Origin of the sequence: Clostridium zhoujianii (assembly GCF_051590805.1) — a bacterium.
GTDB lineage: Bacteria > Bacillota > Clostridia > Clostridiales > Clostridiaceae > Clostridium.
Genome location: NZ_JBPUTF010000001.1, coordinates 2587459 through 2607617 on the forward strand (window position 1 = coordinate 2587459; position 20159 = coordinate 2607617).

Annotated in this window: 23 protein-coding genes and 2 pseudogenes; 5 read left to right on the forward strand and 20 right to left on the reverse strand. The window is 28.8% G+C overall.

The window, feature by feature from the left end:
• Positions 1-5: 5 nt before the first annotated feature.
• Complete coding sequence (locus tag ACSYT2_RS12175; protein ID WP_438384870.1) at positions 6-674, reverse strand: peptidylprolyl isomerase; 669 nt, start codon at positions 672-674, stop codon at positions 6-8.
• Between the two features lie 11 nt (positions 675-685).
• Positions 686-1093, reverse strand: a complete 408-nt coding sequence (locus tag ACSYT2_RS12180; RefSeq protein ID WP_438384871.1) for a DUF3785 family protein — start codon at positions 1091-1093, stop codon at positions 686-688.
• Positions 1094-1215: 122 nt separating this feature from the next.
• On the opposite strand from ACSYT2_RS12180, the gene ACSYT2_RS12185 reads away from it, so the two are divergent.
• The 3 genes from ACSYT2_RS12185 to ACSYT2_RS12195 all read left to right on the forward strand — a co-directional run bounded on the left by ACSYT2_RS12185 (position 1216) and on the right by ACSYT2_RS12195 (position 3260).
• Positions 1216-2019, forward strand: a complete 804-nt coding sequence (locus tag ACSYT2_RS12185; protein WP_438384872.1) for a hypothetical protein — start codon at positions 1216-1218, stop codon at positions 2017-2019.
• 54 nt (positions 2020-2073) lie between these two features.
• Positions 2074-2640 (forward strand): hypothetical protein, encoded by a 567-nt coding sequence (locus tag ACSYT2_RS12190; RefSeq protein ID WP_430855480.1) that lies wholly within the window; start codon positions 2074-2076, stop codon positions 2638-2640.
• Positions 2641-2708: 68 nt separating this feature from the next.
• The gene (locus ACSYT2_RS12195; protein ID WP_438384873.1) at positions 2709-3260 is read left to right on the forward strand and encodes a hypothetical protein; all 552 of its coding nucleotides are present in this window, start codon (positions 2709-2711) and stop codon (positions 3258-3260) included.
• Positions 3261-3327: 67 nt separating this feature from the next.
• Here ACSYT2_RS12195 and ACSYT2_RS12200 read toward each other — a convergent pair whose 3' ends face one another.
• The 18 genes and pseudogenes from ACSYT2_RS12200 to ACSYT2_RS12285 all read right to left on the reverse strand — a co-directional run bounded on the left by ACSYT2_RS12200 (position 3328) and on the right by ACSYT2_RS12285 (position 19125).
• On the reverse strand, positions 3328-4848 hold the full coding sequence (locus ACSYT2_RS12200) for an FAD-dependent oxidoreductase (protein WP_438384874.1): 1521 nt from the start codon (positions 4846-4848) through the stop codon (positions 3328-3330).
• A 6-nt stretch (positions 4849-4854) separates the two neighbouring features.
• On the reverse strand, positions 4855-5454 hold the full coding sequence (gene rbr, locus ACSYT2_RS12205; RefSeq protein ID WP_430855495.1) for a rubrerythrin: 600 nt from the start codon (positions 5452-5454) through the stop codon (positions 4855-4857).
• A 191-nt stretch (positions 5455-5645) separates the two neighbouring features.
• Positions 5646-5798 carry a zinc-ribbon domain-containing protein gene (locus tag ACSYT2_RS12210; protein WP_430855496.1) on the reverse strand — a complete coding sequence of 51 codons (153 nt, stop codon included), beginning with the start codon at positions 5796-5798 and terminating at the stop codon, positions 5646-5648.
• A 485-nt stretch (positions 5799-6283) separates the two neighbouring features.
• Positions 6284-6439 carry a rubredoxin gene (locus tag ACSYT2_RS12215; protein WP_430855497.1) on the reverse strand — a complete coding sequence of 52 codons (156 nt, stop codon included), beginning with the start codon at positions 6437-6439 and terminating at the stop codon, positions 6284-6286.
• A gap of 123 nt (positions 6440-6562) precedes the next feature.
• Positions 6563-7339 (reverse strand): zinc transporter ZupT, encoded by a 777-nt coding sequence (gene zupT, locus ACSYT2_RS12220; protein WP_430855498.1) that lies wholly within the window; start codon positions 7337-7339, stop codon positions 6563-6565.
• A gap of 107 nt (positions 7340-7446) precedes the next feature.
• Positions 7447-7908, reverse strand: a complete 462-nt coding sequence (locus ACSYT2_RS12225) for a GyrI-like domain-containing protein (protein ID WP_438384875.1) — start codon at positions 7906-7908, stop codon at positions 7447-7449.
• Between the two features lie 274 nt (positions 7909-8182).
• Positions 8183-9013: an ABC transporter substrate-binding protein gene (locus ACSYT2_RS12230; RefSeq protein WP_430855500.1), complete on the reverse strand. Its 831-nt coding sequence runs from the start codon at positions 9011-9013 to the stop codon at positions 8183-8185.
• 10 nt (positions 9014-9023) lie between these two features.
• Positions 9024-9953 carry a prenyltransferase gene (locus tag ACSYT2_RS12235; RefSeq protein ID WP_438384876.1) on the reverse strand — a complete coding sequence of 310 codons (930 nt, stop codon included), beginning with the start codon at positions 9951-9953 and terminating at the stop codon, positions 9024-9026.
• A complete protein-coding gene (locus ACSYT2_RS12240; RefSeq protein ID WP_438384877.1) occupies positions 9953-10792 on the reverse strand; it encodes a carbohydrate ABC transporter permease in 840 nt (279 codons plus the stop codon). The genes ACSYT2_RS12235 and ACSYT2_RS12240 overlap by 1 nt, the downstream gene beginning before the upstream one ends.
• Positions 10773-11654 carry a carbohydrate ABC transporter permease gene (locus ACSYT2_RS12245; protein ID WP_430855503.1) on the reverse strand — a complete coding sequence of 294 codons (882 nt, stop codon included), beginning with the start codon at positions 11652-11654 and terminating at the stop codon, positions 10773-10775. The genes ACSYT2_RS12240 and ACSYT2_RS12245 overlap by 20 nt, the downstream gene beginning before the upstream one ends.
• Positions 11647-12915: an ABC transporter substrate-binding protein gene (locus tag ACSYT2_RS12250; protein WP_430855504.1), complete on the reverse strand. Its 1269-nt coding sequence runs from the start codon at positions 12913-12915 to the stop codon at positions 11647-11649. Before ACSYT2_RS12250 ends, ACSYT2_RS12245 begins: the two co-directional genes overlap by 8 nt.
• Positions 12915-14003, reverse strand: coding sequence for an ABC transporter ATP-binding protein (locus ACSYT2_RS12255; RefSeq protein WP_438384878.1), 1089 nt, complete (start codon positions 14001-14003; stop codon positions 12915-12917). The genes ACSYT2_RS12250 and ACSYT2_RS12255 overlap by 1 nt, the downstream gene beginning before the upstream one ends.
• 296 nt (positions 14004-14299) lie before the next feature.
• Positions 14300-15565, reverse strand: coding sequence for a DEAD/DEAH box helicase (locus ACSYT2_RS12260; RefSeq protein ID WP_438384879.1), 1266 nt, complete (start codon positions 15563-15565; stop codon positions 14300-14302).
• 223 nt (positions 15566-15788) lie between these two features.
• Positions 15789-16409, reverse strand: a complete 621-nt coding sequence (locus ACSYT2_RS12265) for a nitroreductase family protein (protein ID WP_430855507.1) — start codon at positions 16407-16409, stop codon at positions 15789-15791.
• A gap of 74 nt (positions 16410-16483) precedes the next feature.
• A complete protein-coding gene (locus tag ACSYT2_RS12270) occupies positions 16484-16924 on the reverse strand; it encodes a MarR family winged helix-turn-helix transcriptional regulator (protein WP_430855508.1) in 441 nt (146 codons plus the stop codon).
• Positions 16925-18348: 1424 nt separating this feature from the next.
• Positions 18349-18528: pseudogene (locus tag ACSYT2_RS12275) on the reverse strand (cell wall-binding protein); the annotation flags it as partial.
• 30 nt (positions 18529-18558) lie between these two features.
• Entirely contained in the window at positions 18559-18813 is a 255-nt protein-coding gene (locus ACSYT2_RS12280) for a hypothetical protein (RefSeq protein WP_438384880.1), read from the reverse strand.
• Positions 18814-18834: 21 nt separating this feature from the next.
• The gene (locus ACSYT2_RS12285; protein ID WP_438384881.1) at positions 18835-19125 is read right to left on the reverse strand and encodes a hypothetical protein; all 291 of its coding nucleotides are present in this window, start codon (positions 19123-19125) and stop codon (positions 18835-18837) included.
• Between the two features lie 190 nt (positions 19126-19315).
• Here ACSYT2_RS12285 and ACSYT2_RS12290 point away from each other — a divergent pair, with 190 nt between their 5' ends.
• Together ACSYT2_RS12290 and ACSYT2_RS12295 are read left to right on the forward strand one after the other, a co-directional pair.
• Positions 19316-19789, forward strand: a complete 474-nt coding sequence (locus ACSYT2_RS12290; RefSeq protein WP_430855511.1) for a hypothetical protein — start codon at positions 19316-19318, stop codon at positions 19787-19789.
• A pseudogene (locus ACSYT2_RS12295) lies at positions 19786-20133 on the forward strand (tyrosine-type recombinase/integrase); the annotation flags it as partial. The gene ACSYT2_RS12290 and the pseudogene ACSYT2_RS12295, both read left to right, overlap by 4 nt.
• Positions 20134-20159: the final 26 nt, after the last annotated feature.

The window sequence follows — 20159 nt, forward strand, 5'->3', positions numbered from 1 at the left end:
AATTTTTACATTTTTTCTGGATCACTATACCCTATACCTTTTGTATCTACTTTTATTGATTCTATTACTACATCAGTATTTGGCTTATCCTGCGCTCCTGTTTCTACAGTCTTTATTTTGTCTACTACATCCATACCATCTATTACCTTACCAAAACCTGCATACTTACCATCTAGTGATGCAGAATTATTCCTTGATTCCTCTGTTACAATAAAGAATTGACTTCCTGCACTATCTTTATTTTGAGATCTTGCCATAGAAAGCACTCCTGCGGTGTGACCAAGGGTATTATACTTATAACCATTTTCACTGAATTCACCTCTAATGCTATAGCCAGGACCACCAGTTCCATTTCCTTCTGGACATCCTCCTTGAAGAACAAAACTCTCTATTACTCTATGGAATGTTAACCCATCATAGAATCCTTTGTTAGCAAGACTTATAAAGTTATTTACCGTATTAGGTGCATATTGTGGATATAATTCTGCAGTGATTGTTCCATAATTTTTAACTTTTATAGTAGCTATAGGTAATTCTTTTGGCGCTACTACTTCTTTATCCCATCCATCATTTTTTGTAGTGGTTCCCTGATCCTTTGTACCACATCCCACCAATAATAGTGCTGTAGTTGCAACTGTAACTGCAACTAGCTTTAATAACCTACTCTTCTTCATAATACCCTCCCTTAAATTTCAAACTCCTCAATTTCTATTGTATAAACGCCACATTCAGCACAAACTATTATACTTACTATATAGCTATTATCCACTTTACCTGATCTTAATAATTTATTGAAGCTTTCTTCTTTTTCCTCAGCTTCTAAGTCGCTTATTATAAGCTCATTATTTTTTGTATATAGATAAAAATGATATTCTAAGAACTTATAGGCTTTCTTTACTCCTTCAATTCTACTTTTACACTCTTGGCATTGATAATCATAGTAAGCTACTTCAAAATCTAGCTCCCTATCTTCCAGAATATTTAATATGTCTTCCTCTGTAATATTCTCAATTGGATTTACTTCATCATTAAAAAATCCATCGAATTTATCTTCATCTAATCTGTATTCCTTATCTTCAGCTATAAACTTCATATATAACAACTTCCTTTCATTCTTAACCTTTACATCTTATTATAATATCTCTACTTTACTTTTTAAACATTATTTTCACATTTATTGTACACATGAATAATATATATAGAGGTGAATTTTAAATGAGAAAGCTAATTATTAAAAATAACCACTGTGAGTCTACAATTCTTACAAATAACAAGACCTTAGAAATTACCTCTGATTTAAATTCATCTACAAACTCTTTAATTATTGATAATACTATTTCAAATCAAAGTATAAATAATATACTTTTGGAGGGAAACTTTAATAAGTCTCATCTATATATTAACTCTTCTTGCAAATTAAAATTCAATAATAATTTTCTTTGTAATAAATATATTAAAATTAATACAAACTCCTTAGTAACAATAGTTTTAGAGGGTAATTTAACAAACTCTCAAGGATTTATAATAACTAGCTCATGTAACCTTATATTCTCTTCATCACTAGAACTTAATAATTTTTCAATAATTATTGATGATACTACTATTTACAATAGTGATATATTTATTTCTGGAGACCTTTCAAACTGTAATTTAACAGTAAACTCTCCTTGTAATTTATATTTAGATTGCAAGCTTAAATCATTAATTGTAAATGATAATGTTCCTAAGGTTAATATCAATTTATCTATAGATACAATAATAAAGAATTCATTTATTGACTCTAGTATCACAGTTACTGGGTATCCTTCTACTATCAATGAATTTAAGTCTAATACCTTGTTTTATGAAAATCTAATTGATATAAAGGATATTTTGAAAATTTTAAAAATCTCTAATGGGGTAGGTCCAACTTCTATAAATATAAATAAAAAAGGAAAGTATACAATAACTGCATATATTATATTAGGAAAAGATAAATCAAAAAAAATAGGACTGCCTATAGAAATTGAAGTAATATAAATTGTACTTAAAACTATATTCTTTATAGTTTTAAAATTTTTAGGAGATGATTTTATGGCTTATAGCTATACTTTAGTTTTATCAGGTGTGTCAATTTTAGGATTTACAGCTACAGCTTCTAATAGAACTGGTGCTGATTTAACAGTAAATGAACTTTCTGTTCAAAAATTATCAGGAGGTACATTTACTCCTATTACAGGTTTAACAATTCAAGGAACTGCTACCGCAACTTCAATAACAGTATTATTTCCTTCTGCATTATTGACCACTGATTTAGTATTAGTTCAGATAATAGATGGTGCTAATAAATCACAAAGAGTTGCTCTTGACTTAGCCACAACCCTTGTAAATCATTCTACAGAAACAGAGTATATCTATCCTTCAGAAGAAGGTTCATATACTTTAGGTCTTGATAAAGTAAATGGAATAGATTTCTCAACTGCAGATACTGAGACTCTTAATATAGGTATTGCACCAACACCAGACCACTCATCAATTACAGTGACTAAGCCTTATTTGGTTAAATTCACAGGTCAAACAGATCTAGTGAAAATTACACTTAATAATGCTAGTGGTGATGCATCTGAAGGTGCATATGAAATAACTTTCGATGCCAAATAGCTAAACTTTATAAAATGAAATTTAGGTCTAGGATTTCCTAGACCTTATCGATAAGAAAGGATAACACTATGTATGTAGAACTGACCTCAACAAATCTCTGTTCAAACTCTATAACCTTTGAACTTTCAGAAAGTATACCTAAGTTAAATAAATCTGATATATTTTGCTTTTATAACAATTTTCCTAGCGAAATTACCTCATTAAAAAAGGTAGACTTAATTGGCAAAAAATATATAATAACTTTTCAAAATAGCCTATTACCTAATGATATTCTAACAATATATATATCTAATTGTATTTATGACTCAAATATTTTAACCTCTGCTTATTGCGAAGAATCAAATAATATTTATATAAACTATAAAATACCAACTGTGCCTAGTAATTCTTATAAATTATTTATTGAGAGTTTAAATTCTATTTCCTTCCCCGTTGAAGGTGACTCCTTTGTTATTTGTAACGGAATAGATACTTTTCTTAGTGAGGTTAAATCTAATGAATATATCTATACTCAAGGTGAGAATATTCCACTACTTTTTGAGCTTTTTGATGAAGATTTTAACCTTGTACCAGATGGAAATTATACTGTTAAATTTAAAATAAGTGCGGATATTAATTAAAATATCTGCCGCACTTATCTTTAATTAACCTCTTTATTATAGTTCTATTTGAAAGATCCCATAAACTCTATAATATTTTAGGATTTATTTTATTTTCTCCATCTTTGTATCTTTTAAGTGGTTCTGTTGCCGGCCCCTCTAAAATGCCACCTTCATAATTAAATCTAGAGCCATGGCAAGGACAGTCCCAACTCTTTTCTATATCATTCCAAGATAACTCACAGCCTAAATGAGTGCAGGTAATATCCACTATAAATAGTTCACCACTATTATCCCTATATGCTCCATACCTATTCCCATCTAAAAATATAATTTTCTCCTCGCCTTTCTTAATATCTGTATCTAAATCTCCCATATTAAGCTTACCCTTAATATATCTATAGGCAACGTCACCATTATGTTTTAAAAACTCAGTTGAAAAGTATGTTTTCATCCTTGATGGATTGAAAGTTTCCTCATACTCTGATTTTCCATCAACTATTAAATCAGAAATAATAATTCCTGCTAAGGTGCCATTTGTAAGACCCCACTTATTGAAACCAGTTGCTACAAATATATTTTTAGTACTCTTATTAAGAGCGCCTATATAAGGCATATAATCTGGGGTAATATAATCCTCTGCAGACCATTCATATTTATAATTACTTACTCCAAAATTGCTAGCTCCGTAATCCTTTAGAACATCGTAATAATTAATATCTTTACCTTCCCCTACCTTATGATTTTCTCCACCTATCAATAACAACTTCTCTCCGTTTCCATTAATATAGTGAATACTTCTTCTAGGCTCATCTACGCTAATATACATACCTTCTAAATTAGTACTCTCTGTATATCCTGCAACAATATATGATCTATCTGGATTTAATCTTGCAAAGTAAAAACTCAATCCATCATAAAAAGGAAAATGAGCTGCTAAAACTAGCTGATTACATTGAATATACTTTCCTTCTCTAGTTTTAATTGTGCACTTTGCCCCTTCTTCTACTTCGACAATAGGACTATTTTCATATATTGTAGCCCCCTCTTTTATTATTAAATCGCCTAAATTATCGCAGTACATTTTAGGATTAAACTCAGCTACATTGTTAAATAATATTGCTCCTTTAACTTCTAATGGAATAGGTAATTCATATACAAACTCACAGTCTATCCCTATTTCTTTACAAACATCAAACTCTTCCCTTAAATCCTTCATTCCTTTATCTGAATTAGCAAAAATATACGAAGTAGTTCTTTTGAATTCACATTCTATTTCATTTTCCTTAATTAAGTTCTCTATAAAATCTATAGCTGACTTGTTTCCATCATAATAGTTTTTTGCTTTCTCAATACCATATTTCTTTTTTATTTTTGAATATATAATATTATGTTGTGTTGTTATCTTTCCTGTGTTTCTTCCAGTACATCCATATCCAATTTCATTTGCATCTACTAACTTTACTTTTTTCCCTTTCTTTGATAGTAGATATGCTGTAGTGAGTCCTGCTATCCCCCCACCAATTACTGCGCAGTCACACTCTTCACTAGAATTTAATTTGCTATACCCTCTATTAACTGATGATTCTATCCAATATGATTGGTTCATTATTCACTATTCCTTTCTAGTTTCAAATTGTGTATCTTCAAATAACATATAATAGCCCTGGGGATAAGAGCAAACTGGACATAATTGTGGTGCTTCCTGTCCTTCATATACATATCCGCAATTAGTACACATCCACTGCACTGACGTACCCTTTTTAAACAGGGTTCCATTCTCCATTTCTTCAATGTATTTAGTAAATCTATCATCATGAAGTTTTTCTATAGATGCTACATTATCAAATATTGTTCCAATAGGTACAAAGCCTTCATTTCTTGCAATTTCAGCAAACTCACTATAAACCTGATTCCATTCTTCACGCTCATTATGTTGTGCTGATTTTAATAATCCTAAAGTATCTGGATAATCTCCAATTGGATAAGCTGCTGTAATATTTATATTTTCACCATTAAACTGCTTAAGTGCACCATAGTATACTTCACCATGAGCCTTTTCTTGGTTTGCAGTATATTTAAATAAGTCCTGAATTATAAATAAACCTTCCTTTTTAGCAACTTCAGCTGCAAAATCATATCTATTTCTAGCTTGACTCTCACCTGCAAAAGCTCTTAATAAGTTTTCTTTAGTTCTACTATCCTTTAACTCCAAAGCTAACACCTCTCTAAACTTATTTTAATTTCATAATTATTATCAGTATAGTGTTTGCCTATTGTAATTTAATTATTTATATATTATAAGATTCTTAATGTTTTTAAGAACCCTAATGATTATCGGTGTAATTTTATATAACAAAAAAAGCTATAAGAATTAACTCTTATAGCTTTGCAATAGTCTAAAGACTATCTTCTGTTATTTTGCTCTTTCTTAGCTCTTCTGCAATCTGGGCATCTCTTTGGTTCGTTTTCGAATCCTTTTTCTTTGTAGAACGCTTGTTCTCCTTCTGTGAATATGAATTCCTTACCACAATCAACGCATACTAAAGTCTTATCCATTACAAATCCTCCAATTTAAAGACCATTTCGATAAATAAATCCCTAACCGGAGAACATTATTATCTACTGAATCTTTAATTTTCTTTTTTTATTTTTTGTATTTCTACGACTTAATTTTAGCACTATTTTCTTTAAAATGCAATATTTTTTTGGATATTCTCTCCCAATTTATACTTGATAATTTTATATATTTCTTCGTAATTAACCATTATTTGAAAATTTGTTTTTTATGGACTTTTATGCTTTATGCTCTCTTATCCATCAATTTACATAGTTATATGTTTTTATCTATTTTATTAATTTTTCCTCCTTATTTTGATAAACTTCCTATATCTCTTTTCCCAATTTCTTAGTGTACTAAAATTTGCTTTTTTATATAATAATCTCATTGAAAAGTCATCTTAATTAAACCAATATCAGTATGTTTTTTAATATAAAAGAGATATTCTAATTTCACTAGAATATCTCTTAATCTTTATTTAAAATTACATTTTTTCAAAAGCGTCCTTACCTAATCCACATACTGGACAAACCCAATCTTCTGGAATATCTTCAAATGAAGTTCCTGCTGCTATTCCTGTTTCATCATCTCCAAATTCAGGTTCATAAATATAACCACAAGGACATAAGTAATTATCCATTAATAATTCTCCTTTTAATCTCTATCCTTATATTCTATTTAAGTATTAATTAAAGTGATACTCTTTATAGAAATTTAATAGAAAAGTGGCTATGCCCGGCTTTCATTAAACTATTTATATATACTAAATTACCATACTTATAGGCATAATGCATATACCTGCAAGTGTTGACATTAAGGCTAGTCTATTATATCCATATTGTCTTGATGATGGTATTAATTCTTCTAAACTTATATATATCATTATTCCAGATATTGCTGCAAATATAGCACCAAGTACAAAATCATTTATAAATGGTCTTAATACTAAAAATGCTAGTAATGCCCCTAATGGTTCTGCTATTCCTGAAAGAAATGTATATTTAAACGCCTTCTTTTTACTTCCTGTAGCAAAATATATTGGCATAGCAACCGATATTCCTTCTGGTATATTATGCAATGCAATAGCTATTGTAATAGTAATTCCAAGGCCAATATCATTGTACCCTGCCATAAACGTTGCAATCCCTTCTGGGAAGTTATGAAGAGTTATTGCAAGCATTGATACAAATCCTACTCTAAACAAATTTTTATGTGGTTTATCACCATTCTTTTCATCAAATTCTTCATGTGGTACAAATTGATCAATTCCCATTGCAATTCCTATACCAACTATTAAAAATAATATAGATATTACAACTCCCAACTTCTCTCCCATACTTTTACCAAGAAGTGCTTGTCCTTGCGGTAGTAATTCTGCAAAAGATACACTTAACATAATACCAGCTGCAAAGCCTAAAGCTACTGTTATTGTCTTTTCACTTTTTGATTGTGGAATAAATATAATTAAAGCCCCTATAATAGTAGCCATACCTGCAATAATAGATAATCCTAATGCCATTAAGGATTGTTCATTTATCATAGACTCATCTCCTTTTCTATTTAATTATAATATAAGATCTCAATAATGGGTATAACTTATATACTCCACTTCTACGATAAATGCTCAAAGAAAATATTTAATTTCAATTAATTTAATGCTATGTAAATGTGTATCTCCTGATTTGATAAGTCTTCTGAATTATTTTGATACTCCTCAAAGTCACTAGAATATTTTCTATCTAAATTCATGTTCCAAAGCTCTGTCCAGAATTCTCCCACTGCCTTTTGAACATCTCCGTTAATAATAAACTTTGCATACTTACCTGATTCTATTTTCTTTATAACCATTTCACTTGGTAAACCATCTGAAGAATTTATCTCGCAAGAAGTAATGAAATTAAATGGTTTTGTATAATCTCCTTCATAATCTGTATACAAGCCTATAGTCTTTTTATTTACTTTACTAGATATTGATAAGAATGATCCAGTACCCAAAAATTGTCCCCATAACTCACCAATATCTATCATTGATTTATAATTTTCATTTGTTGTCTTTATTAGGATACCTGCTACCATTTTTTCTTTTAGATTAACAATTTCATAATTCATTTAATAATCTCCTCTCACCCTTTATGATCTAAGGATAGCATTCCTATGTGGACAACATTATGTCCTATAAAAATAAAAAACAGCACAAAAATATTCATGCTGTTTCTATTATAATTGCCTTATGAAATCAAGTGTCCCCTGAAAATATATTATCATAACTTTAAACCAATTTTATTCTTATTAAACCTTTTTAAGATTATTTTAAGACAAGCATCAAATTACTTACATCTTATAAAAAAATAGTAATATTTATACCTATATTATTAATTTTTCATTAAAATATATTGCAAATCAATTTTTCAGCGTTATATAATTTTGTAATTTCTTTCTCTCTATACATCCATTCTTGACATAAATTAAAATCTTCAATTCTAAAGTTATCTTGCTTCTCAAAATTAAATTCTCTTAACCTCATTGCTGATTCCTCTGAATATCCTGCAGACTCAATACAAATATTCACTTTCCCCTCTGGTGATAAACCATTAAATAGCTCTATTGCTTCTTCTACTGCATTATGGAAATCCTTTATAGTCTCCTTATTATTTAAGTAGAAGTTTTCATCAAAAGCCCACATTACTAAGTTTTTATCACTATTTCTTGAGTTCCATATTACCTTTCCACCCTTTTCAATAACATCTGTAACAAAAGGTTCTATTGCAACTAAAGCATCAATTTCTCCATCCTCAAGAGCTTTAATTCTATCATATGTATTGTTAATCCACTGAATCTTTGCATTAGGAACTATGTCCTTCAAATCATTTTCTAAATATAACCTAAATAACCCTGCCCTATTTACTCCTACCTTTATTCCATTTAAATCTTCCGGAAGATTTTTACCTCCTACAAGATTTATTGTACGTGTTAGATTAGATGTTATAACTGCTTTTTTTCCTCTCTCTAGCATATAGAAAAAGAATGTTACATCCCCTACCATTCCATCTACTTCTCCATCGTAAAAGTCCTGATTCTTATTAAATGTAAAATCCTCAGTAATATGTAAATTAACCTCTACATTATGTTTCTTAAATAATCCCTTCTTATCAGCTATTAACACTGGTACTGTAAGAGGATTCTTTCTTATTAAGCTTAAATTTATAGCACTCATAATTTTCTCCTTACTTCATAATTAACATAATTAAAAATTCTAAACTTAAAATTGAATGGAAACTATTTATTAATAATAGTGGTCTTGGTCCCCACTCTCTCCCCATCTCTGGATATACTTCTTGTATCTTATAGTAGTCTTTATACCAACGAATATATCCATAATAATAAAATATCACTACTCCCGATATAAACATTAAAACCGTAATACTTCCAATAATGAATAAACTAATCCATGCTACTATCATTAATATTCCTTCTGGTATTATTAATTTAATTGAATTTCTAAAGCCAATAACATGTGGAAGAGTTACACGTACTCCCTTATCCTTCTCATAATCTGATGTGTTATTTGTAGACATTAAAAACACAGTCATTATCATTGCAACTAATGAATATAAAAGTATTGAATAGCTATTGTAACCTGTTTGTATATATGCTGATACAAAACAACTTATTGCACCTACAAATATTCCTGATATTAACTCTCCAACTGGATAAATAATATAAGGCTTAGGTCCTAGTGAATAACCAACTGCTGCTACTACACTGACTATACCTATTATTAATATATTTATATTCCTTGTTATTACTACAATTGATAAACCACAAACTCCACTTAGTCCAAGGAAAAATAGGATAACAATTATAGCATCTATTAATCTAGCTTCACCTCTAACTAATCCTTCACTTCCTAAGTGACCAGTAAAAGTTTCTTCATTTTCTTCATTTTTCAAGTAAGCTCTTATCTCATTTGCTACATTAGCTACTATATTTAAACTAAAACCTGTAATAAACATAAGAATTAATGGTATTATTTTTAAACCACCAGCTAAATAAGCTCCAAATAATCCTCCACTCAAAACAGGTAACCCAGTTGCAAATCCAGTTCTTACTTCCATAACAGTATAAGCTCTTCTAAAAAAATTACTTCTTTCCATTATTTAATACTCCCTGCTGTAATTCCAGTGTATATATATTTCTGTAGACAAATAAAAAATAACAACATTGGAATCATACTAATTACGATTGCTGCACTTATTATATGCCATTCTGCTAACTCAGGCCCAATAAATTTAAATAATGTTGTTGATACAGTATTTAACTTCTCCCCTGGCATATATAAAAATGGAATATAAAAATCATTATATATTGCTATAGTTTTTATCATACATATAGTTGCAGTAGCAGGCTTTAATAAAGGGAATATAACTTTTCTATATACTTGAAAATAGCTTGCGCCTTCAAGCATTGCCGCTTTATCTAATTCTATAGGTATTCTTTCAAACATTTGTAGATAAATATAAACCATCAGTACATCTGCTCCAAGATAAAGAACTATTGCTGCTAATCTAGTATTATAAATCCCCATAGCATCAATAATCTTAAAGGTTGCCACCTGAGATATCTCCATAGGAACCATAGACACAAATAAGTACATAAATAATACTATTTTTTTAAATTTAAAATCAAATCTACTAATTGCAAAGGCAACCATAGATCCTATAATTACACTTCCTCCAACTCCAAATAAAATTAATATAAAGGTGTTAGTAAAGCCGACCATCATCTTACCATCAATAAAAGCTGTTTTATAATTATCAAAATTTAAAAAGCTTGTAGGTGGAACTATTCCTGCTGTATTAATAAATTCACTATCTGTTTTAAATGATCCAAAAAATATAGTTATCAATGGAAATAGTATAATCATTGTCCATAATATTAAGCTACTATATTTAAGAACATTTAATCCTATCTTCTTAATACTCATCATTATCATTCCTATACACTTTCTTTTGAATATATGTCATCACTACTATTACCACAGTTATTACAACAGCCATACTAGAAGCAAGTCCAATCATTTTCTTATCGAAGGCTGTTTTCATAGTCTGTAGCAAGAATGTAGTGGTTCCATTAGAACCATTTGTCATTATCATTGGTATTTCAAATACTGAAATTGCTCCAATTACTAAAAGGACAAAGTTTATCTTTAGCACTGTATGAATATTAGGTAATATTACATACCGAACCTTTTGCATCATTGTTGCTCCTTCTATTTCTGCTATCTTTAAATACTCCTGTGGGATTGATTGGATAGCACCAAAATATATTATAAAACTTGTTCCTGTATGTCTCCATAAAGATATACTTGCTAATGTATAATTAACAAACCTTGGATCCCCAAGCCAATAATTAATATACTCCCCTAATCCAAGAGAATTTAATATATAGTTAAAGGTTCCATCAGGTGCAAAGAATACGCGGAACATCATAGAAATAGCTACTCCACTTATTAATATTGGAAATACAAAGGTTGCTTTAAAGAATCCCTTTAATTTAACCTTAAAAGATAATAATATTGCAAAATATAATGCTATTATTATCTGCAATATACCTGAGATAAAGTAATAAGCACTATTTAAAAATACCTCAAAATACTTGGGATCAGTTAAAATCTTAATATAATTATCAAAACCTACAAATTCTTTTGTTGATGATAGTCCATTCCATGAAGTAAAACTATAACCTACTAGGTCAAATATAGGTAAAAATCCAAATATAAATAATAAAGATAAAGGAAAAAAAAGAAAGAGAAAAATTATTTGTCTTTCTTTTTTTCTGAAATTGTTATTATTCATTATTTTTTACTGCTTTAGCCCAATCTGACTCTAGTTTATTTATATAATCTTCATAACTTTCATTTTGATTTGGATATAAACCTATATTAATAACCTTTTGTAATACATCTCCTATTCTAGCAACTCCAACTTCATTAGCAATCTTATTGTATAGTTCTTCTGTTTCTGGTGTTTCTGTTGGAGCTGTTAATACTATATTACTTTCTTCAAAAATCTTCTTTTCTTCTTCATTTAAATCTTCTTTACTTGGTGACATTCCATCTAAATCCTTAGCATATCCACTTGCTGAAGATATAAAGAAGTCTAAGAAAGCTCTTGCAGTAGCTTTATTTTCACTATTTTTATTTATTCCAACAACTGTAGGGGTTCCAAAAGGAATACTTGTTTTCCCTTCAAACTTAACTGGGAAAGGTGTAATCTTTATTTTATTTGCTGTATTCAGTTTTTGTATTGTAGGTACATCTTGAGAACCTCTCATTATCATTGCTACCTTCCCATCGGCTACCATTTGATATCCCTTAGCTTGATCTGCTGTAATTGGATCCTCTTCAATAAGACCTCTTGAAGCTAACTCATAAAATAAATCCATAACTTCACGTATTGGTTGACCTTCTTTAAAGGCAGTTCCTGCTTTTAGCATTTCTGATCTATACTGCTCTCCACCATAAGATGTAAGTGCTCCACCCCATACTGCAGTTCTCTTATAATTTGTAAAGAATGGTACTGCATCTGTATTTGCTTTTATCTTTTCACAAGCTGCTATAAATTCTTCTGTTGACGTAGGCATTTCAGTTATTCCAGCCTTATTTAAAACCTCTTCATTATATACAATCCCTAATGAGTTAATTACAGCTGGTAATCCATATACATTTGAGTTGTAGTCAGCCTCAGTTACATCAATATACTTCTTTTCAAGTTCTTCTACTGTCCCAAGGGATTCAAAATAATTTTCGTATTCACTAGGTGTACCATTCATACTAAAAGGTACAAATAAGACATCACCATAATCCTTTGTGTTCATACGAGTTGTTATATATGTATCGTAATCTGAAGATGATTCCCAAACAATATCTTCAACCTCTGGATACTTTGTAATAAAGTCCTTTTCTATTTTTTCATATAATTCAGTTGCATCAGGTCTGTCAGTTACTACTGTAATAGTACCCCCAATTTTACCCTCTGCCTCCTTCTTACTAGTTCCACAACCAGTAAGGGTTAAGGCTAATGCCATTAACAAGCTAACCACTTTTAACTTTTTCACTATATATTCCTCCTTATATTTTCTTTTGTCCTTTTATCAAAAATATTTGCATTACTAAGTTTAAAACTAATATCTATATGTTGCCCTAAGGTAAAATCTTTTATTTCATAAGTTTTCATTGTAAATTTCTGATCTTCATTACTAAGATATATTACTACCTCTCCACCAAGATACTCTATTCTTTCTATCTTTGCCCTCATAGAAGCTTCACTGGATTCAACAATATTAATATGCTCTGATCTTACCCCTAATATATATTGCTTATTTTCTTCAATATCTAATAAATCTTCCTCTATATTAAAGTTCATAGAATTAGCTACTTTAAGCTTATTTCCCTTTCTTACAGCTTCAAATAAATTTATTTGTGGTTTCCCTATAAAACTAGCAACAAATATATTTTTAGGATTTTTATATATTTCCCTTGGACTGTCTACTTGTTGTATCTCTCCATCATTTAAAACAACAATTCTATCTGCCATTGTTAGTGCCTCTACTTGATCATGAGTTACATATATAGTTGTTCCATTAATTTCTCTATGTAATCTAGTTATTTCATTGCAGGTTGAATATCTTAATTTTGAATCTAAGTTTGATAATGGTTCATCCATTAAGAAAAGTTTAGGTTCTCTTACCATAGCTCTTGCTAATGCTACCCTTTGACGTTGCCCGCCAGATAGCTTTTTAGGTTTTACATCTAATACCTCATCTAATTGTAATATCTCTGCTGCCCACTTAACTTTATTAGCCCTCTCAAGTTTACCTACTTTTCTAAGCTTCATCCCAAATTCTATATTTTCTTTAACAGTCAAATGTGGAAATAATGCATAATTTTGAAAAACCATTGCGACATCTCTATTTTTAGGTTCTACTTCATTAATTACATTCTCATCAATTTTTATCGTCCCATTTGTTAAATCTTCAAAGCCACAAATTAACTCAAGTAATGTTGATTTACCACTACCGCTAGGTCCTACTATTACTATAAACTCGCCCTTTTCTATAGAAAGAGTGAAATCTTTAATTACCTCTCTTTCACTACCTTTATATGTTTTAGCAACACCCTGAAACTCTACATAACTAATACCCATCACCCCCTACTTTATCTATGCTTATTTTTTCAAAAAACCTTTTCTATTATACCTTATTAATAAAATCTATACTACATTATTAGATAAATTTTTCACATATTATTTCTTTATTTTTAAGTTTTTATGGTATTATTTTATCTATATTATGTTATGTGATTTATATATGCATATTTAATATATATAACAACACTATAAAGATATACATGGTACCATATAAAATAATATTAATCCAGGACTATAAAAACTCTCCATATGCAAATTAATCCCACTTACATATGGAGAGCTTCTTATTTTCACTATTGTGATTTTCTTTTTTGACTATACCCTTGCTTTCTCTTTTTATCAGCATACCAATTTCTTTTTGGTTTTCTTGAATCCACCTTTTTCTTAACTTCTTTTTTTTCAATTGGTTCGTTAGTAATAATAATTCTCTCAAACTCAACTGGCTCCATTACAGGTATGTTCTTTCCGATTACCTTTTCAATAGCTTTTAATTCATTCTTTTCCTCATTGTCACAGAATGTTATTGCAACTCCACTATGCCCAGCTCTTCCTGTACGACCTATTCTATGTACATAAGTTTCTGGAACATCAGGTAAATCATAATTAATTACATGAGATAATTCATCTACATCAATCCCTCTTGCAGCTATATCAGTTGCTACTAAAACTCTAATCTTACCTTCTTTAAAATTACTTAAGGCAAGTTGTCTTGCATTTTGTGACTTATTACCATGTATTGCTTGTGATTCTATTCCTACCTTAGTAAGATCTTTAACAATATTATTTGCTCCATGCTTTGTTCTTGAAAATACTAAAAGAGATTTAATTGACTCATCTTTAAGAAAATGAACAAGTAAGGATTTCTTTTCCTTCTTATTAACAAAATATACTCCTTGAGTAATCGTATCTATAGTAGATGAAACTGGTGCTACCTCAACTCTTACTGGATTCTTTAGTATTGCATTTACTAAGTTCATTACCTCTGATGGCATAGTAGCTGAGAATAAAAGATTTTGTCTAACCTTCGGTAATTTAGCTACTACCTTCTTAACATCACGAGACATACCCATATCAAACATACGGTCAGCTTCATCTAATACAAAATGTTCTACATTTCTTAAATCAATATACTTTTGATCTATTAAATCAAGTAATCTACCTGGGGTAGCAATTAGTATATCAACTCCAGATCTTAATACCTTAACTTGAGGTTTCTGAGATACCCCACCAAATATTACTGTATTCTTTATATCCATATACTTTCCATACATAGTAAAATTCTCTTCTATCTGAATGGCAAGCTCCCTAGTAGGCGCTAATATTAATGCTTTTATTAATCTTTGTCCATTTTCTTTACCTTTATTCTCCTGGATATTTTGTAATACTGGAATAGCAAAAGCTGCTGTCTTTCCTGTACCAGTTTGTGCACATCCTAAAAAATCCTTTCCCATTAATAATGATGGAATTGATTGTTCCTGTATTGGTGTAGGATTTGTATATCCAGCCTCATTTAAAGCCTTTAGTATTGGTTCAACTATATTTAAATCTTGAAATTTCATATATTATATATTCTCCTCTTTAAGGGTCATCATAAAAACTCAATGTCCTTATCTAACTCTATCATAAAATAATTTCTTATCTTTATTTCTCCACAAAAAATAAAACAGAAAAAGACACTCTTCATATGTAAGTAACAAACCCATACATATACAACGAGTGTCTCTCATATCTATTATACCACTTTTTTAGTACAATAGCATTATTTATTTATCTAGGCTCTAATTAATAGAATTTTACAAACTCAGCAGCAGGTTTTCTATACCCTCTTATCTTATTACTACTTTTGTCCATTTTCCCCATAGTAATCATAAGAACTGGCTCTTCATTATCTGGAATATTAAATAATTCACAAATTTTTTCTTTATCAAAGGATATCATTGGACATGTATCCCATCCTTTATCCTTAGCTAATAGCATAAATAACATTGCTGATAAAGATCCATTTCTTATTGCTTCATCATGTTGAAACTCTTCTCCTGAATCTTCATATATATGCTTAATACTATCAATCATAATTTCATATTCAGTTTTATCAATCATACCTAACATCATTGATCCTTCATATATTTTACTTGCTGATAAATAAGCCTTTTTATCACCAGTAACTATAATTGTTGCTGATGATGTTTTTATTTTATATTGCTTTGAAGAATACTCATAAATTTGATCTATTAATGACCTATCTTCTGCAACATAATATTTAGCATGCTGTAAATTAAATGCTGAAGGAGCTAATGATAGTTCTCTGAATATATCATTAAAATCCTCTCTAGGTATCTTAATATTTTCTATAAATTTATTAGCTGATCTTCTTTCTCTTACAATTTTTAAAAATTCATTCATTTGTACACTCTCATTTCATCTTTTATTCTATATACCAAATACCATTTTAAATTAGATTACTTGATATCTCTGTTCTACTTTTTATTATTACTCGTTAAAACCTTTGAAGACATATCTTTTAATGACTTTATTAATATTGCCGTCTCTTCTTTATTCATATCTGAAGATATCATTTTATTCCAATCATCTAAAATTCTCATAATTTCTGACTTTATACTTAATGCTTTTTCAGTAACATATATTTTATAAGCTCTTTTATCCTCTGGATTTACATTCCTAATTATATACCCATTATCCTCAAGCTGCTTAATAGCTCTTGCTGCTGCACCTTTATCAATAAGTAAAGTAGACGCTAATTCTTCTTGATTCACTCCATCTTTATTGTAGAGATTTACTAAAAATATATATTGCGAGGAGTTTAGTTTATAAATCTTTAGTTCATTATTAATATAAATTTGAAATTGTCTATATAGTACTGATATCCATTTCCCTACGGTATCATAATTACAATCCATTATATATCCCCTTTTAACTTTTATAATAATAGTTTCATTGTAAACTATTATACTTAACTTTAGTTGCGTAGTCAACTTTTCTTGTAAAACTTAATAACCTCATATTATTCTTTTTACAATTACATAGATATGGTATCATGGTATTATGTAATTATTTACATTATTTTCTATGAAAGGTGGTGCGTATTATGATTGCCTCAGATAATAATATTATAAAATTAATAAATATATCTATTAAAAGTTCTATTTATATATATAGCCCAATATTTATACTTATTTTTTTCAAAAATTCTATCAATATTAAACAACCTATTCTATTATGCTTACTATTATTTTCAATAGGAATTTACTATTCAATAGCAAAGTATAAATTGCTAACTCATAAGTATAGATTTAAGACTCTTACTTATGATTTAGTCGCTTTTTTATCACTGATATCAATTTATATTTTATTCGATAACTATATGTTTCCTGTAGTTGTAATGTGGCCTTTACCATCTTCTATCTATTCATACTATTACTATAAACAAATGTACAAATAAGATAGTTTTCACACATCTAACAACCACATTATTTTATATTTCACTCAAATAACACTTTATACTCATCTATAACAAATGAATTATGTAATTATATAAAAAATTCACCCTACCATCATTTTCAGTGGCAAATAGGTAGATTTTTAATAATTTAACTTACTATAAGTCATTATAAATCGTTCTATTACTTAACTAATTTAACTGTTGTTTCAGCATGAGGTGTTTTATAAAATACTTAAAAATATCAAAATATTATAGTATATTTTGATATTTTTTGTTTCAAATTTCTATTCCCATTACTGAAAGTAAAATATAAATTAAGCTATATAAAAATATATTCAAATGCCTACATCGGTGGCAAATAGGTGGAATCTTTTCTTTTTCCACCCTAATGTTAAGCTCTCTATTTAAGAATTGTAATACATTTAATTTACTATATTCGTTAGACTTTTGTTAGTTACCTGTTAGTTACATATGAAAAATATAGATTTTTATATAAAAACTCTATACCTTGTTTTGTATTATTTTTAGTAATTTTTATTCGATTCAAAAAATCCTTCTTAAATTATATGTGCTTTTAAAATACACATGTAAATACTCTTACATATCCATATATCTCATCCATTTTGTTATATAGCTTTTTGCTATTAGTTATGATATCAACCTCATAACATATAATATGTTTTACTACAGTAGTATCATATCTTTAAAGCTTTGACACTCATTTATAGTAAAAAAGACTAAAATAAGAACTATATCCTTCCCAATTTTTTCATTTAAAAAAATTTAAAAGAGTATCTTAATATTAAGATACTCTTTAGTTATTCATTTCCTTTAATTTTAATCATACAATCTTAAGATTGTATTTTTTATAGTTTATGCTCTTTATATCTTTGTTCCAACTCCATTGCCATCTATTCTCCAACCATCACTTACTGTATTGGTTGCCATATTTCCGCCACTCCAGAAGTAATACCACTTACCATTTATTCCTAACCACCCTGTTGCCATTGACCCATCTGATTGCAAATAATACCAATATTTATCTACTTTTCTCCATGCATTTTTTACAAGACCTCCACCTTCATAGCAATATTATTTCCCTTTAATTTGATACCAACCAAGTGTAGCCATTCTAAATCCTTCATTTGAGGCATCTCTTGATTTAAAATAACTATTTATATTCATAAGTAATTCTCCTAACGAAGGTAGCGCTATTCCAAATGATGCTAAAAATTTACCTAATGCTGTTTCTGTAACAGCACCTCCATAGAAAAGTGATACAACAGCCACTGCCATACCTATACCTAGCTTATTAACTATAGAATTTCCCTTGTGTAATTGTATCATTCTCTAGTGCATAAAAGTTGATTACATCATATGGAGCATCTTTATAACTCTTAGTAAATTTTTTAAGCTATCATGAAAATTTGTCGTATATTCACCAATTATTTTGCCAGATGAATCATAATTAATATGTGTAACCTCACCTGTTGTTTTATTAATTTTATATGAATAACTATCTTCTAAATTTATAAATTCCTCAATAATTTTTTCATATTCTACTTTTTCATTCTCTTTGAAATTTCCATTTTCCAAAACATCTAATGCTAAATAAGAATTACTATATTCTTTTGGTAAAATAACTTTAGCACTTGGCATAGTGGTACAAAAAAACAAATACATAGTGTTAATGAAATTATTTTAGGAATTTTTTTTGGTTATCATAATTTTATCTCCCTTGATTTTACCATTTTGTTTATTTTACCTTTTTTGTTGTAATATGTACATGAAAAACTTGCCAAATATATATTTTAATGATATTAGTTAATATAAAAGGAGGTTGTTAACTTTGTCAAAAAAAAATTTTATAATTATACTACTACTAGCAATAATAACGCCTACACTATTTATGGTTATTGACTATAAAAGAGAAAAAAATTTGATTTTAAGCGGATATGAACTAAATGATGAATTCTTAGAACATAATTTTAATAAAATTTCTCAACAATTACTTAAATATAGTACTGATGGGGATAACGATAATATTTCTAAAGCTAGTCTTCTTAGCTATACGATAAATGAATCTACATACTATTTTAGGAAAAGTTCTCACTACACTCATCATGAGTGTTCACTAAATACTATTTTTAGTCTATTTGAAAGAAATATAACAAACTATAAAATTAATGAACTTTTAGATAGTTCTATCTTACCTCAATTAGCATCATTATTTGATACCTTATCTTCAGATGTTGATGATCCCATTATAAATGGTAATATAATTGATTTATTAAAAGAAATATGGGGAGAAAAAATTAATTAAAATCACATTCCTTATATCAAAAAGAAATGAAATTTAAATATGGGCCTTACTATAGTAACAGTAAATTTATCTGTACTAAAGAAAATGGTGAACAAATTACAACTGAATCATTAAAATATTTATCTAGAGTTGTTAATTATGATCTTAAGATAAATTATAACTTTCACAGCCTTAGACATACTCATGCAACAATGTTAATTGAATATGGAGCTAATATAAAAGATGTTCAGAATAGATTAGGACATTCAAAATTATCAACAACAATGGATACTTATGCACATATTACCCAGAAAATGAGAAATGATACTGTTGATATCTTCGAAAAAGCTTTAAAAGGATATTAAAATTTCCACCCACCCAACCTTTACGG

What these genes read in the sequence shown, in the direction of transcription:
- ACSYT2_RS12175 (WP_438384870.1), bottom strand. Translation starts at nt 674, where the DNA reads ATGAAGAAGAGTAGGTTATTAAAGCTAGTTGCAGTTACAGTTGCAACT.
- ACSYT2_RS12180 (WP_438384871.1), bottom strand. Translation starts at nt 1,093, where the DNA reads ATGAAGTTTATAGCTGAAGATAAGGAATACAGATTAGATGAAGATAAA.
- ACSYT2_RS12185 (WP_438384872.1), top strand. Translation starts at nt 1,216, where the DNA reads ATGAGAAAGCTAATTATTAAAAATAACCACTGTGAGTCTACAATTCTT.
- ACSYT2_RS12190 (WP_430855480.1), top strand. Translation starts at nt 2,074, where the DNA reads ATGGCTTATAGCTATACTTTAGTTTTATCAGGTGTGTCAATTTTAGGA.
- ACSYT2_RS12195 (WP_438384873.1), top strand. Translation starts at nt 2,709, where the DNA reads ATGTATGTAGAACTGACCTCAACAAATCTCTGTTCAAACTCTATAACC.
- ACSYT2_RS12200 (WP_438384874.1), bottom strand. Translation starts at nt 4,848, where the DNA reads ATGAACCAATCATATTGGATAGAATCATCAGTTAATAGAGGGTATAGC.
- ACSYT2_RS12210 (WP_430855496.1), bottom strand. Translation starts at nt 5,798, where the DNA reads ATGGATAAGACTTTAGTATGCGTTGATTGTGGTAAGGAATTCATATTC.
- ACSYT2_RS12215 (WP_430855497.1), bottom strand. Translation starts at nt 6,439, where the DNA reads ATGGATAATTACTTATGTCCTTGTGGTTATATTTATGAACCTGAATTT.
- zupT (WP_430855498.1), bottom strand. Translation starts at nt 7,339, where the DNA reads ATGATAAATGAACAATCCTTAATGGCATTAGGATTATCTATTATTGCA.
- ACSYT2_RS12225 (WP_438384875.1), bottom strand. Translation starts at nt 7,908, where the DNA reads ATGAATTATGAAATTGTTAATCTAAAAGAAAAAATGGTAGCAGGTATC.
- ACSYT2_RS12230 (WP_430855500.1), bottom strand. Translation starts at nt 9,013, where the DNA reads ATGAGTGCTATAAATTTAAGCTTAATAAGAAAGAATCCTCTTACAGTA.
- ACSYT2_RS12235 (WP_438384876.1), bottom strand. Translation starts at nt 9,953, where the DNA reads ATGGAAAGAAGTAATTTTTTTAGAAGAGCTTATACTGTTATGGAAGTA.
- ACSYT2_RS12240 (WP_438384877.1), bottom strand. Translation starts at nt 10,792, where the DNA reads ATGATAATGATGAGTATTAAGAAGATAGGATTAAATGTTCTTAAATAT.
- ACSYT2_RS12245 (WP_430855503.1), bottom strand. Translation starts at nt 11,654, where the DNA reads ATGAATAATAACAATTTCAGAAAAAAAGAAAGACAAATAATTTTTCTC.
- ACSYT2_RS12255 (WP_438384878.1), bottom strand. Translation starts at nt 14,003, where the DNA reads ATGGGTATTAGTTATGTAGAGTTTCAGGGTGTTGCTAAAACATATAAA.
- ACSYT2_RS12260 (WP_438384879.1), bottom strand. Translation starts at nt 15,565, where the DNA reads ATGAAATTTCAAGATTTAAATATAGTTGAACCAATACTAAAGGCTTTA.
- ACSYT2_RS12265 (WP_430855507.1), bottom strand. Translation starts at nt 16,409, where the DNA reads ATGAATGAATTTTTAAAAATTGTAAGAGAAAGAAGATCAGCTAATAAA.
- ACSYT2_RS12270 (WP_430855508.1), bottom strand. Translation starts at nt 16,924, where the DNA reads ATGGATTGTAATTATGATACCGTAGGGAAATGGATATCAGTACTATAT.
- ACSYT2_RS12280 (WP_438384880.1), bottom strand. Translation starts at nt 18,813, where the DNA reads ATGATACAATTACACAAGGGAAATTCTATAGTTAATAAGCTAGGTATA.
- ACSYT2_RS12285 (WP_438384881.1), bottom strand. Translation starts at nt 19,125, where the DNA reads ATGCCAAGTGCTAAAGTTATTTTACCAAAAGAATATAGTAATTCTTAT.